12 protein-coding genes are annotated in these 15006 nt (G+C 40.1%); 6 read left to right on the plus strand and 6 right to left on the minus strand.

Annotated features, from left to right (window positions below; genetic code table 11):
- The first annotated feature begins 206 nt into the window (after window positions 1–206).
- From nagA to OQX61_RS03630, 4 genes are all read left to right on the plus strand, one after another.
- Window positions 207–1313: an N-acetylglucosamine-6-phosphate deacetylase gene (gene nagA, locus OQX61_RS03615; protein ID WP_265840318.1), complete on the plus strand. Its 1107-nt coding sequence runs from the start codon at window positions 207–209 to the stop codon at window positions 1311–1313.
- A gap of 38 nt (window positions 1314–1351) precedes the next feature.
- Complete coding sequence (gene pyrH, locus OQX61_RS03620; RefSeq protein ID WP_265840319.1) at window positions 1352–2059, plus strand: UMP kinase; 708 nt, start codon at window positions 1352–1354, stop codon at window positions 2057–2059.
- Between the two features lie 40 nt (window positions 2060–2099).
- Window positions 2100–2663, plus strand: coding sequence for a ribosome recycling factor (gene frr, locus OQX61_RS03625; RefSeq protein WP_265840320.1), 564 nt, complete (start codon window positions 2100–2102; stop codon window positions 2661–2663).
- Window positions 2664–2748: 85 nt separating this feature from the next.
- Window positions 2749–4497, plus strand: a complete 1749-nt coding sequence (locus tag OQX61_RS03630; protein WP_265840321.1) for an ABC transporter ATP-binding protein — start codon at window positions 2749–2751, stop codon at window positions 4495–4497.
- A 40-nt stretch (window positions 4498–4537) separates the two neighbouring features.
- Here OQX61_RS03630 and OQX61_RS03635 read toward each other — a convergent pair whose 3' ends face one another.
- From OQX61_RS03635 to OQX61_RS03660, 6 genes are all read right to left on the minus strand, one after another.
- Complete coding sequence (locus tag OQX61_RS03635) at window positions 4538–5812, minus strand: MFS transporter (protein ID WP_265840322.1); 1275 nt, start codon at window positions 5810–5812, stop codon at window positions 4538–4540.
- Window positions 5813–5878: 66 nt separating this feature from the next.
- Complete coding sequence (locus OQX61_RS03640) at window positions 5879–6511, minus strand: thiamine phosphate synthase (RefSeq protein ID WP_265840323.1); 633 nt, start codon at window positions 6509–6511, stop codon at window positions 5879–5881.
- Window positions 6512–6517: 6 nt separating this feature from the next.
- Window positions 6518–8977, minus strand: coding sequence for a TonB-dependent receptor (locus OQX61_RS03645; RefSeq protein WP_322973523.1), 2460 nt, complete (start codon window positions 8975–8977; stop codon window positions 6518–6520).
- Between the two features lie 274 nt (window positions 8978–9251).
- The gene (locus OQX61_RS03650) at window positions 9252–9782 is read right to left on the minus strand and encodes an ATP-binding protein (protein ID WP_265840324.1); all 531 of its coding nucleotides are present in this window, start codon (window positions 9780–9782) and stop codon (window positions 9252–9254) included.
- Window positions 9766–10383, minus strand: a complete 618-nt coding sequence (gene pnuC, locus OQX61_RS03655; protein ID WP_265840325.1) for a nicotinamide riboside transporter PnuC — start codon at window positions 10381–10383, stop codon at window positions 9766–9768. The genes OQX61_RS03650 and pnuC overlap by 17 nt, the downstream gene beginning before the upstream one ends.
- Before the next feature lie 58 nt (window positions 10384–10441).
- A complete protein-coding gene (locus OQX61_RS03660) occupies window positions 10442–10966 on the minus strand; it encodes a hypothetical protein (protein ID WP_265840326.1) in 525 nt (174 codons plus the stop codon).
- A 630-nt stretch (window positions 10967–11596) separates the two neighbouring features.
- Between OQX61_RS03660 and OQX61_RS03665 the strand changes: the two genes are divergently transcribed.
- Window positions 11597–11914, plus strand: coding sequence for a carboxypeptidase-like regulatory domain-containing protein (locus OQX61_RS03665; RefSeq protein ID WP_265840327.1), 318 nt, complete (start codon window positions 11597–11599; stop codon window positions 11912–11914).
- A gap of 233 nt (window positions 11915–12147) precedes the next feature.
- Complete coding sequence (gene carB / locus OQX61_RS03670; protein ID WP_265840328.1) at window positions 12148–14964, plus strand: carbamoyl-phosphate synthase large subunit; 2817 nt, start codon at window positions 12148–12150, stop codon at window positions 14962–14964.
- Window positions 14965–15006 lie beyond the last annotated feature (42 nt).

The raw sequence follows: 15006 nt of genomic DNA on the forward strand, positions 1-15006 counted from the left end.
CCGCAGGATTGTAACTCCATTAGCTTTGTATCTAAGTACTTTGTTCGCTATTCAGGATCCAGCTTAAATGACTTGTAGAATTTTTATCTCCGATAATCTCCTTTTACAGCTTTGTTTAGCTTTAACAGCCCTTTATTTCTTGTTGTAATTATCCATTGATATCTTAAATACTGGCTTATATTTGGGCTTCTTAAATACATCTAATTATGATTGCGATAACCAATAGCCAGTTTTTTAATGAAGACCTGCTCTTAAAGGGTCAAACGATTTTTATTGAGGATGGAAAGATCAATCGGATCTCTAGCGAAGAGGTTACCGAAGGTTATCAAATTATTGATGCCGAAGGTGCTTATATAAGCCCTGGTTTTATTGACCTTCAGATTTATGGCAGTGGGGGGAATCTCTTTTCTGCTTATCCTACGGCCGAAACTTTAAAACAGATGGACGAAGACTTGTTGGCTAAAGGGACTACCAGTTTCTTAGCTTGTGTGGCAACGAATAGTCCGGAAGTAGTTTATCAATGTCTGGATGCTGCGAAAGCTTATCGTAGCGAAGCTAAAGGCTTTTTAGGACTTCATCTGGAAGGACCATATATTAATCCAAAGCGGAGAGGAGCACATATAGAGAAGTATATTTATAAAGCTACTTTGGAAGAGGTAAAGCACTTGCTGGATTATGCAGATGGTACTGTTAAAATGATGACCATAGCAGCAGAGTTACAAGATGAAGAGGTGATCCGTTATTTAGTGGATCAGGGAATCGTATTGTCATTAGGGCATAGTGATGCTGATTTTAAGCAGGCTACAGTGGCCTACAACAATGGATTTAAGACAACCACGCATTTGTTCAATGCAATGCCTTCGATTCACCACAGAGCCCCTAATTTGCCTGTAGCAGTCATGAATCACCCAACTGCTATGGCCAGTATCATTGCTGATGGCTGCCATGTGGATCTTGAAGTGGTAAAGATGACTTATAAAACAATGAAAGACCGTCTGTTTCTAATTACAGATGCAGTAACCGCATGTGCAATCGGGCCTTATCAGCATGAGCTTAGAGGCGATAAATTTGTGACTGCCGATGGTACACTTTCAGGTTCTAATATTACCCTTTTACAAGCGGTTCAGAATTGTGTATCACATTGTGATATTCCAACAGACGAAGCCTTAAAACTAGCTTCAGAAAACCCGGCACTATTAATGGGTATTTTATCAACGAAGGGCGCTTTAAATGCTGGTAGTGATGCTGATTTACTGTTTTTATCTCCCGGGTTACAACTAAAGAAAGTTTTTGTAAAGGGTTTGCACATTTGAACCCTGATTAATTAAAACAAATAGTTATTTTTGGACTCATGAAGTATAAACGGATTCTGCTGAAATTAAGTGGCGAGTCGCTGATGGGCGATAAACAATATGGTATTGACAATGAGCGTGTTAAACAGTACGCTGAAGACATTAAAGCGGTACATGATGAAGGCCTTGAAATAGCAATAGTTATTGGAGGTGGTAATATTTTTAGAGGTTTAAGCGCCGAAAAGTCAGGCATGGACCGTGCACAAGCTGATTATATGGGAATGTTAGCAACAGTAATCAACAGTATGGCCTTGCAGGATGCACTAGAAAAAGTGGGTCTTAAAACCCGCTTACTTACCGCAATCAAAATGGAGCAAATCTGTGAACCATTCATTCGTAGAAGAGCAGTACGTCACCTTGAAAAAGGTCGTGTGGTGATTTTTGGTGCCGGAACAGGTAACCCTTATTTCACAACAGATTCTGCGGCTGCTTTAAGAGCAATCGAAATCAAAGCTGATGTGGTGCTAAAAGGAACACGTGTAGATGGTATTTATACTGCAGACCCTGAAAAGGATCCTACAGCTACTAAATATGAAAAAATTTCTTTCAAAGAAGTTTACGATAAAGGATTAAACGTAATGGATATGACTGCCTTTACCCTGTGTGAAGAAAATGAACTTCCGATCATCGTTTTTGATATGAATAAAACAGGTAATTTCATGAAAATTGCCAAAGGAGAAGAGATTGGGACACTTGTTAAGGTCTGATTCTAATAAATTTTATATTTTTGGTTAAATTTTACAAAACATGAATGACCTCATAAAGAAACAACTACAAGATGCTCAGGCAAACATGGACAAGGCTATTGACCATTGTGAAGCTGAATTGACAAAAATTCGTGCGGGAAAAGCTTCTGCAGGGATGTTGGACGGCATATTTGTAGATTACTACGGTAGTGCTACTGGCTTATCTCAGGTGGCAAGTATCAACACGCCGGACGCACGTACTATTCTCGTTCAGCCTTGGGAAAAAAATATGTTAGTTCCTATTGAACGCGCTATCATGGAAGCGAATATTGGGATTAACCCTCAGAATGATGGTATAGTGATTCGTTTGGTAGTTCCTCCCCTAACTGAAGAACGTAGAAGAGATCTTGTTAAAAAGGTAAAAGAAGAAGCCGAACGCGGAAAAATTACCATTCGTAATATCCGTAAAGATGCCAACGAAAAAATCAAAAAGTTAAAAGGTGAAAGCGTTTCTGATGATGAAATCAAAACAGGAGAAGCCGAAGTTCAAAAAATAACTGATGCATATATTATCAAAGTAGATAAACATGCAGAAGCAAAAGAAAAAGATGTCATGACGGTTTAGACCTGATTTATAATTTACTTGTAATTTAAAGGGAATGGGGCTGATGCTTCATTCCCTTTATTTATTTTTGGCTAGATTTAATTAAATGAAATTACTACTAGAATATTTACGTGCTCATAAATGGGTGGTTGCATTAGCACTTTTGCTGGCTGCAATCAATATTGGTTTCTCCCTATTGGACCCCTACATTACCGGAAGAATAGTGGATGAGTTCATTCAGAAGAAGGATGTGCTGAACAGAGGCGAATTTGTGTGGGGTGTACTTGGATTAGTTGGCCTGAGTGTAGGTGCAGCTATGGTTTCCAGAATTGCCAAAAATTTTCAGGATTACTTTACCAGTATCATCGTTCAAAAAGTTGGGGCAAGCATGTATGCTGACGGACTTAAACATTCTCTTGAATTGCCTTATCAGGTATTCGAAGATCAGCGAAGTGGAGAAACGTTGGGGATTTTGCAAAAAGTAAGGCTGGATTCTGAAAAGTTTATTACCGCTTTTATCAGTATTCTCTTCGTGAGTTTGATTGGGATGGTATTCGTAATCGTGTACTCCGTTACGGTAAGTTATAAGGTTACGCTGGTCTATTTTTCTGCAATTCCAATCATCAGTTTTGTGAGTTGGTACCTGAGTAGAAAGATTAAAACTATTCAAAAAACTATCGTTGCTGAAACAACTGCATTAGCCGGTTCAACCACAGAGTCTTTGAGGAATATAGAACTGGTGAAAAGTCTCGGCCTTGCCAATCAGGAGATCGAAAGGTTAAATAAAACGACTTATAAGATTTTAGGACTGGAATTAAGAAAGGTTAAATATGTAAGGAGCATGAGCTTTGTGCAAGGAACAACAGTTAATTTTGTTCGTAGTACGATGGTGGTCGTTTTATTGATCCTGATTTTTGAAAACACGATTTCGGCAGGACAATATTTCTCTTTCCTGTTTTATTCATTCTTTCTCTTTGGACCTTTACAGGAACTCGGGAATGTGATTCTTTCCTGGAGGGAAGCCGAGGTTTCTCTGGGGAACTTCAAGAAGATTCTAAGTACGCCACTAGATGAAAAACCGGTAAACCCTGTTAAGCTAGGTAAAATCAACAGCCTTGAGTTTAAAGATGTGAATTTTAGACACCTGACCGGTAAGCACAATGCCTTGAACGATATTAATTTCCGTACCCATAGTGGGGAGACGATCGCATTTGTGGGGCCTTCCGGATCTGGAAAAACGACCTTAGTTAAGTTGTTGGTTGGTCTTTATCAGCCAATAGGTGGCGATGTGCTGTATAATGATACTTCCAGCAAAGCGATTGATCTGGATATGTTGAGGGAAAAGATTGGGTTTGTAACCCAGGATACACAGTTGTTTTCTGGGACAATCCGGGAGAATCTCCAGTTTGTCAGGCCTGATGCTACAGATGAAGATTGCTTTAGGGTGATGAAACAGGCAGCTTGTGAAAACCTGTTGGCGCGTGCGGATAAAGGTTTGGATACCGTGATTGGTGAAGGCGGGGTGAAGGTTTCCGGGGGAGAAAAACAACGTTTATCCATTGCCAGAGCATTACTACGCAGACCCGATATCCTGGTTTTTGATGAGGCGACTTCTTCTCTAGACTCTTTAACAGAGGAAGAGATTACCGCAACGATCCGTGATATTTCTGTATTAACAAACCACATTACGATTTTAATTGCCCACAGACTTTCTACGATTCGTCATGCTGACCGCATTTTCGTTTTAGAACGCGGACATATTATTGAGCAGGGTAAACACGAGGACTTATTGGCCGAAACAGGGTTGTATTATGCCATGTGGAGACAACAGGTTGGTGAAAGAATAGAATACTAGTCTTAGCTGCTATAGATGTATAGGCTTCAAAAAGATGGGGTTAGTTTTGTTGGTCATTGATTTCCTGCAGAGTTAACTTCATCATTCCTTTGGTCTTCAGGTAGGTAATTCCAGCGACCAGGATTGTCATACTTCCTCCAAATACCACCGCAGGGACCGTTCTCATAAGCTTTGCAGTGAGGCCTGATTCAAACGCACCAATCTCATTAGAAGAGCCAATAAACATACTGTTTACAGCGGAGACTCTACCACGCATTTCATCAGGGGTGAGCAATTGCATAATTGTAGATCTGATAATCACACTGATGCTATCGAAAGCGCCTTCCATGAATAAAAACATGAGGGTGAGGTAGAAGTTTTTTGATAAGCCATAGCAGATAATGCTGGTTCCAAATCCGGTTACTGCAATCAGTAAATTTCTCCAGGGTTTATTCATTGGGGAGAAACGGGTCATCGCCAACATGGTAATTACGGCACCACTGGAAGCAGCAGCCCGCATGAAACCGAGTCCTTCAGAACCGACTTTCAAAATGTCATTGGCAAATACCGGGAGTAAAGCCACCGCTCCACCGAAGAAAACGGAGAAGAGGTCTAAGCTCATCGCACCCAACATCATTTTGTTTTTAAAGACAAAGTGAACACCTTCAGTCAGACTTTTTACAATACTCTCTTTAGGGATATAAGTAGGGGGATGTGGTTTTAAAAAAAAGATACAGATGAGGGCAATGCCGATAAAAGAAAGGATGACACAGTAAGTTGCGGTAATGCCATAGAAGCCATAAATCAATCCTCCAATTGCAGGGCCTAAGATAGAAGCGGCCTGCCAGCTGGAGCTGTTCCATGTACTGGAATTAGGGTAAAGTTTTTTAGGGACGATCTGCGCCATCAATGAGAAGGTCGCCGGACTGAAAAAGCCTCTGGCAATTCCAATTCCAAAGACCATCAAATACATAATGGGCACAATATAATCTACGGGTACATAAGGATGCATTTGTTGGGTGGTCACGACCAACATGATCAGTGAACACAGAAATACGCCGCTAAATATTTTCAGTAGTAATCCTCTTTTTTCAGATTTATCAGCGACATAACCACCGTATAGGGCTATGCTGATTGCGGGAATTGCTTCGCAAAGTCCAACAAGTCCAAGGGCCAGGGGGTCTTTGGTAAGGTGGTAAACATGAAATCCAATGATAACCGCTTGCATTTGATAAGCAAACGTAAAAAAGAAACGCATTCCGAGGTAAGATCGAAACTCCCGATATCGGAGTGCAGCGTAAGGATCTGGTTTTTCTGGGGATATATTGGCTTCCAAGAAGGTTATTTTTTTAACAAATGTATGTTATGGTGTTTCAATAACATACACTTGCCAAAGAAAATATTACATGATTTTGTCATAAAATTCGCTGTAAGCAGTGCGCATATCTTCAGCCTGATTGATGGCCGCAGAAACGGCAATTCCGAAAATTCCTGTCAGCATTAATGGATCTATATCACTTAAGGTGATCCCGCCAACAGCAAGCACAGGTAAATTGATTTCCTGCGCTTTTAGTGCTTTCATCGCTTGTTCGTATCCTTCTACACCTAATAAGGGGGCGTTGTTAGGCTTGGTTGTAGTCGTATAAAACGGGCCGAAACCGGCATAATCGGCACCTTCTTTAGCTAATCTGATTAAGCCTTCTAAAGTGTTTGAAGAACCACCAATAGTGACTGCTTCTCCGAGTTGCTCACGAAGTTTCACAAAATCAGCATCCATATCTTCTATATGAAAACCCTGGATATCAGCTTCTCCGTTTAGGTGAATATGATCTGTAACGATCAGGGTAGCTCCCCAATCGTCACAGATTGCTGCAATCGCATTGATATCTTCCAAAAGTTCCTCATCATTTTTAGTCAGACAACGGTACTGAATCCATTTTGCACCTGCACTACAGGCAATTTTTGCCTGTTCAATATGGCTATGCTGATGGATATCGTGTGTTATAAAATGTAGCTTTTCGATGAACTTCTTCATAAGTTGTTAAAATTTGAAATTTAGCGAAAGTAAAAAATTAGTTCCGGCCTGGGCGTAATAAAAGTTCTCTGTAGTGATATTCCCTTTATATGCAGTGCTATAGGTATAACCGTTGCTCTCATATTTTTCATTAAAGATGTTATTAACCAATAGGCCAAGATTTATGTTTTTGATGCCTTTAAGTTGGAAATCGTAGCCTATTCTCGCATTATTTACCCAATATGCATCTAGCTTTCTGCTGTCATTCTGGGTGTTGTCCAGATATTGTTTACCTACAAATTTGCTTTGTATAGCTGCAGCAAAACCTTTAAATGGTTTGTAAACCAGCTCTCCTGCAATGACAGATTTTGGAGAAAAGGAGATGTCCGTGTCTTTGTAGCTGGAAGTGATTAAGGTTTCTGAACCATCATCTTCATATTGGGTTACATAGTTAATATAGTTCTGGATTTTATTCCTGCTAAAAGCGGCATTGGCATTTATGGCAAATTGCGGGCTCAGGATGTAAGAAGCATCCAATTCAACTCCTAAACGGTAACTTTTATCTACATTCTGACGGTAAGCATCCGCGAATTCATTGATTTCTCCAGTGAAGATCAATTGATCTTTATAGAACATCCCATATACATTCAGACCAAGGTTCAGTTTATCTTCTTTATAACGGTAACCTGCTTCTAAATCATGCAGACGTTCTGCTTTTGGGGAAGGTAATCCGACTTTTAAGTTGGTGAAATCATCACGATTTGGCTCTTTGTTGGCTACACTAAAGGATGTATAAACATTACTTTGCTCATTTAAGAAATAGGTTGCGCCAACTTTAGGATTGAAAAAATGGTAGGTATTGTTGAAATCAAGGTTTCTTAGATTCTTGTCTTTTCCGGAGATTTTATAATCAACAGTCCGGTATTGAAGGTCGGCAAAAAGACTCAATTGATCTATCGGGCTATAGCTTACTTTACCAAAAGTGTTGAAATCATTTTTATTTCCTTTCCCATCATAATAATGGTCGCTGATGTTGCTGGTGGAAGGATATTTCGCCCAGATAACCTCTCCGAAATGTTTCCCCCTGTATTCATTATAGGCACCGCCAAGCGTGAAATTCAAGTTAGATTGTGGCTGATAGCTGAACGCATAGGTTGCGCCATAGAAATCATTATCCAGCCAGCGGCGACGAATCAAATCCGTTCTTGTTTGAAGTGCTCCATCCGCATTCATCGGTGGTAAACCATATTTACTAAGTTTTTGATCGAATTTAAACTCTTCAAAATAACCCTTCCCATCGGTATAATGTAAGGCGGCATTGAAAGAGAATTGCTCGTTAATCTGTTTGGCATAAAGCGCCTGATAATGGTTTTGTGCGTAGTTGTCGGTTTGGTCTTTATAGGTGAACGAATTGTAAGTTCTGTTCCCTGAATTCAAAAGATTCTGTGTTTGCGCGTCATTAAATTCCTGACGTTTGCTGAAATCCAGCATTCCCTGTACATCACCTTTTAATCTTGCTTCTGGAATGCCGTCCCAGGCCTGGTAAGTTTTTTCTGTGCCAGAGAAAACATTCAGGCGAAGCAATTCATTTTTACCATGGTAGGCACCGGAAAGGTAGTACGACTTCAAATTTGAGGCTGCACGGTCGATAAAACCATCAGAGGTAATTCTGGAAAGGCGGCCATCGAAACTCCATTTGTTGTCAATCAGACCTGTTCCTAATTTAACGGTGTTTTTAAGGGTATTGAATGAGCCGTAAGTATTGTTTAGTTCTGCGTAAGCACTTTCTGAAGGCGCGCTGGTCTGGATATTTAAGCTTCCACCGAAAGCACCAGCACCATTGGTAGAGGTACCTACACCACGTTGGATTTGCACATTTTCTATGGAAGAAGCAAAATCCGGCATATTTACCCAGAATATCCCCTGACTTTCACCGTCATTGTAAGGAATTCCATTAATTGTAACATTGATTCTGCTGGCATCACTACCTCTGATTCTAATGCCTGTATAACCAACACCGGCACCTGCATCGGAAGTTACGACTACTCCAGGTGTGTTGTTTAAGATAAATGGCAGATCTTGCCCGAAGTTGTTCTCCTGAATTTCAGCTTTGCTGATGTTTTTATAGGTAGTAGCGGATTTATCGTTAGCACGTGTGGCATTAACGATCACCTCATCTGCAAGAAAAGCGGCAGGCTTAAGGCTAATGTTTTCCACCAAATCGGATTTCAGTTCCAGGTTTTTCTCTGTCGTTTGGTAGCCGATAAAGCTCACCACCAAGGTGTAATTCCCTGCTTTAAGATTCTTAAGCTGGAATTTTCCCTGACCATCTGCAGTAACACCAAAAGATTTTCCTTTTAAACGGATGGTTGCACCAGGTAATGCCTGACGGCTTGTTTCGGACACAACTCCCGAAATCGTAAACTGCGCCTTTGTTAATACAGGCAACAACAACATAGCTAGCGCTATGGTCAATAACTTTTTCAATTCTTTGCTTTTTTTAGTTAAACCACTGTAAGTAAGGGGCACTTACAGCCTAGTTAAACTCCATAACTCCAATCCCTCCGCCGGCATTATCCGGATCAGGTGCATATATCTGTTTGTAGATATAATGGGTATGCTCTCAGCCTGTTTTTGTGTTTTTTACAAAACAAGGCACCCCTTTTTGATGGGACAAAGGTATTGATAAAAATTGGATCTCCTATGGGAGGATCTTCGAAAGGCAAATACCTGAATGGAAGAGACCCTGTTATTATAAGTATTAAGTTTTCTTAAGGAACGATTCTACTGCGGCGATGGCGTTAGTTAATCTTTCTTCTGTTCCATTGATCACGACATACTTTGCATTTAAGTTTTGCAATTCCTGATGCCATACCTGCATAAAATGTTCCCGTTTATGTGGGAAATCACGAAGTGGATCTTCCTGCCAGGGCAGATCGATGTCCATGAGCAGGTATAAATCATAGGTGTGAAGCGGAAGCGCGTTTAGCACCACTTCAGGCGTGTTTCCAAAAACCTCATCACTCCAGACCTTTACCGTAATAAAAGTAGTATCACAAAATATCAGATCTTTTTCAGCTATGGAGAGGATGGACTCTTCGAGGGCGACTTGTCCATGGTACATATTTATTTCATCCTGTAAATTGCAGGGTTCTGTTAAAGCGGCACAATAATAACGCGCATACTCAGGTACCCAAAGCGTCAGATAATGCTTAGCTAATTGTTGTGCAATAGTTGATTTTCCTGTGCTTTCCGGGCCAACGATGGCGATTTTCTTAATTTGTTTGTTCACGGTACGTTCTCCTCCAGTCTATATATCCTTTGATGGCAATGGCGACCAGGAAAGCATAAAATATGGCACTTAAGTTTAGATTTTTGTAAATATATAATGGGATATAGCAAAGATCAACGACAATCCACAGGATCCAGTTTTGCAGAATTTTTCTGGTCAGCATGAGTTGTGCAACAAAACTTAGCGCGGTACAAAAGCCATCTTCATAAGGCACATTGGTATCTGTGAAATGATCGAGGAACAGGCCTAATACTATAGATAATATGATCACTGATCCAATGGCCAGCCACCAACCTTTTCCAGCCAGGTTGGTTACCGGCTTGTCGTCAACTTTCTTTTTTCTGATCCAAAAATACCAGCCATAGAAAGCGGTAAAAAGGAAATAGAACTGCAATGCCATATCTCCATACATCTTCGCCTCTAAAAATACCCAGGCATATGCGATGACGCTGATGATCGAAATCGGCCAGCTCAGTACATTTTCTTTTGTAGCCAGATAAATGCAGATAAATCCGGATAACACACCCAGCCATTCCAGCCAGGTGGTATGAATAAATTGATCAGCAATTAACTGAAAAAACGAGGACTCAAGAAGTAACATGAGCCAAAAGTAGTTATCCTAAAATTATTCGCAACATAAAAGCTTTGCAGGAATGCGGTTAATTGTTTGTTTTTGGAGAAGTGCTAAAACTCAATGATACGCGAACGCTTACATCGGTAGCAGTTTTTTCTCTTAACACATATTCCATTCTGATACTCAGGTTGGTTCCTTTAACGTAATTGTCCAGGAAACGGGAGTTATCGATATCCAATACTAAACCTGTACCGATATTTTGTTGTACGTCGGTTCTGGAAGCGACCATTACCTCTTCGCCTTTTTCATTGGCTACAAATAATTTCACAGATTTGAACATGCCTAAACTTTTGCTGACAGGATTACTGGCTTCCATTTTGGCAGAAGCGATTCTGATCTCTTTTACATAATCTGTACCGTTTTGATTTCCAAAAACCTGATCGAAACTCGTTGCGGCAGAGCTAGCAGAGATCGTCGTATTACTTTTTGAACCTGCTGGAATGACTACCGTTGCATTATAAGGAAATGAAGATTTTATCAGGGATTGTACTGTAGCACAGCTGGAAAGCATGACGATTGCGGCTACGACTACAGGGAATAATTTTTTCATTGGGTTGTACATTGTTCTCATTTGATATGGTATATTTCAGATAGGAACGGCAAATGTTGTTCCAAATTGTCTGACAGGGGCATTTTGCATGCAGCTTTACCAGCTCCAAACCTGTTCTGTTTTTCCAAATAAGGATCAACAAAAACAAAAAAATGATGCAGTTGCTGAATAATGATGTAAGATTTTGTCGAATAATAATAACACATTATTGATCATTAATGCAACATTTTGTTGATTACTGATCACTGTTTCCTTCAACCTGGAAAGATTAAATCATTCAGGGATTTAAACCCAAAAATCAAAATCAGCAGTATCCAGTACAATAAAATGTTTAATTCAGGGTAGATTATACTAAATCACGGATATAGCGTTTAAAAAGATGCGCGTTCAAATGATACGTTTACATCAGAAGTTCGCATCGTACGTTTAAATGATAAATTTAAACCATGAACTAACGTTTACATACCAGATTAAAACATAATTCTGTGCCGCTTGTAGTTATCAAAGCATACCTGGGATTACCAGGGCAAAACGTGTAATTATCAAAGTAAACTTGTGATTAGCAGGAAATACTTATAATTATCAATTGAAAAGTAAAATCTATATAATTTAAATCTAAAATTGATCATAATGAAAAGGCTTAAATTGAATTTTATCATAGTCGCAGGACTTTCATTTGGCTTATTGGCATTCAGTGCCATCAGAGAGGGGGGCATCCAGGGGAGAATTAGTCCTGCGGAAGGCGCATCTCAGGTATTGGCCATTGCCGGCAAGGATACTTTACGGGCAACCGTTAACAATGGGGTTTTCATTTTTAGCAAGGTTAAGCCTCAGACTTACACCATCATGGTAAAGGCAAACCCGCCATATAAAGACAGTTCTGTAGAGAATGTTGCGGTGGTAGATAGTGCTACAACAGATGTTGGAGAGATTAAATTGCTGCAGTAATTTATAGTAAATGATTAGAAGGGCTTTAGGTTAATTTCTGACGCCCTTTTTTATTTGAACTGTTTTTTAAAAAACAGCATATTTTTAAGGAGTAAAAACGTAACTTTGCATCCCGACGGAAGAGTCGGGATATTCCCCTCGCACAGCAGAGAAAATCTCTAGACTATTCTGGTCTTTTAGAATGCAATTTTTACCAATTTCACTTATACTAACTTTAGACTTTTTAAAGCCTTATGCCTAAAGACACCTCCATACGCTCAGTATTAATTATCGGATCGGGACCTATTATCATTGGTCAAGCCTGTGAATTTGATTATTCAGGATCTCAAGCTGCCTTATCCTTAAAGGAAGAGGGGATTGAAGTTTCCATCATCAACTCTAATCCTGCAACCATCATGACCGACAAGGTGATTGGGGACCATGTGTACCTTTGGCCTTTAACGGTAGACTCCATTGAGCAGATCCTGATCGAAAGAAAAATCGATGCAGTTTTGCCTACCATGGGCGGACAAACCGCTTTGAACCTTTGTAAAGAAGCAGAAGAGCGTGGTGTCTGGGAAAAATATGGTGTTAGAGTAATCGGGGTAGATGTTGCCGCGATTGAGAAAACTGAAAACAGAGAAGCCTTCCGTCAGTTAATGATTGACATAGGTGTAGGTGTTGCGCCATCCAAAATTGCAAACTCCTTCTTAGAAGGTAAAGAAGCAGCTCAGGAAATCGGTTATCCACTGGTAATCCGTCCTTCTTATACATTAGGCGGTTCAGGTGGTGGTTTCGTGCACAAGAAAGAAGAGTTCGACCACGCTTTACAACGCGGGTTAGAAGCTTCTCCAACGCATGAAGTATTGGTAGAGAAAGCGGTAATCGGATGGAAAGAATATGAATTGGAGTTGCTTAGAGATAGCAATGACAATGTGATCATCATTTGTTCTATTGAAAACTTTGATCCAATGGGAATCCATACCGGAGACTCGATCACAGTAGCACCGGCAATGACTTTATCTGATCGTTGCTACCAGGATATGCGTAACCAGGCCATCAAAATGATGCGTGCCATTGGTACTTTCGCTGGAGGCTGTAACGTTCAGTTCTCTGTAAATCCTGATAATGATGATATTATTGCTATCGAAATCAATCCAAGGGTATCACGCTCTTCGGCATTGGCGAGTAAAGCAACAGGGTATCCGATCGCAAAAATCGCTTCTAAACTAGCCATTGGTTACAACTTAGACGAGATCGAAAATCAAATTACAAAAACAACTTCTGCATATTTCGAGCCTACACTGGATTATGTAATCGTGAAAATACCTCGCTGGAACTTTGATAAATTCAAAGGAGCTAACATGGAGCTGGGATTACAAATGAAATCAGTAGGAGAGGTAATGTCGATCGGACGTACCTTCATCGAAGCACTACAAAAAGCTTGTCAGAGTTTAGAAATTGGCAGAGCCGGATTAGGTGCAGATGGTAAACATAACAGAAGCATCGAAGAGATCATGCACGGTTTGGAGCATCCAAGCTGGAATCGCCTGTTCTTAATCAAAGATGCCATGACTATGGGCGTTCCTTTGGAGTCTATCCGTAAGGTAACGAAAATCGATAAATGGTTCCTTTCTCAAATTCAGGAATTAGTACACCTGGAAGTTGAGCTAAAAAGATATTCTCTGAATAACATTCCTAAAGATTTCTTCTTCACGTTGAAACAAAAAGGATTCTCTGATATCCAGATTGCTTACCTATTGGGTAATGTAACGGAAGATGAGGTTTATGACCGCAGAAAATCTCTGGGCATCAAACGTGTGTATAAAATGGTTGATACTTGTGCAGCGGAATTTGCGGCTCAGACACCATATTACTACTCTACATTTGAAGAGGAAAACGAATCGATCCCAACAGATAACAAAAAAATAATTGTATTGGGTTCAGGTCCTAACCGTATCGGTCAGGGTATTGAATTTGACTACTCCTGCGTACATGGTTTGCTTGCTGCTAAAGAAAGCGGTTTTGAGGCAATCATGATCAACTGTAACCCTGAGACAGTTTCTACAGATTTCAATATGGCTGATAAGTTATACTTTGAGCCGGTATTCTGGGAACATGTTCGTGAAATCATTGAACTGGAAAAACCAGTAGGTGTGATCGTTCAGTTGGGTGGACAAACAGCCTTGAAAATGGCTGAGAAGTTAGAAGAAAACGGCATTAAAATCATCGGTACATCTTACAATGACATGGATGTAGCGGAAGATAGAGGTCGTTTCTCAGACTTATTGAAAGAATTGGAGATTCCTTATCCAAGATATGGTGTTGCTGAGAACGCTGAAGAGGCGATTATCGTTGCACAGGAAGTAGGATACCCGGTATTGGTAAGACCAAGTTATGTATTGGGTGGACAAGGAATGAGCATCGTGATCAATGACGAAGACCTGGAGAAAGCAGTAGTTAAATTACTAGGTGATCTTCCTGGAAACCGTGTCTTGATTGACCACTTCTTAGACAGAGCAGAAGAAACCGAGTCGGATTCTATCTGTGACGGCGAAGATGTGCATATCATCGGTTTAATGGAGCACATTGAGCCTGCAGGTATTCACTCTGGCGACTCTAGTGCAGTATTGCCACCATTCAGTTTATCTGAAAAGGTAATGAACGATATGGAGACTTACTCTAAGAAAATCGCGAGAGCATTAAATGTAATCGGTTTACTAAACATTCAGTTTGCAGTAAAAGACGAGAAAGTTTATGTGATCGAAGCGAATCCAAGAGCTTCAAGAACCGTTCCTTTCATTGCTAAAGCTTACGACGTTCCTTATATCAATATTGCTGCTAAAGTGATGCTAGGTGTAAACAAACTGAAAGACTTTACGATTGAAAGAAAACTGCAAGGTTATGCGATCAAAGAACCTGTATTCTCTTTTGACAAGTTCCCTGAGGTAGTTAAGGAATTAGGTCCGGAGATGAAATCAACAGGAGAAGCAATCAGGTTTATCAAAGACCTGGAAGATCCTTACTTCAGAAAGTTAGTTAAAGACAAATCGATGTACTTATCGAAATAGAAATGAAAGTCCCGAAAGGGACTTTTTTATTTTACATGATTT

This window comes from Pedobacter sp. PLR (genome assembly GCF_026239675.1).
Lineage (GTDB): Bacteria > Bacteroidota > Bacteroidia > Sphingobacteriales > Sphingobacteriaceae > Pedobacter.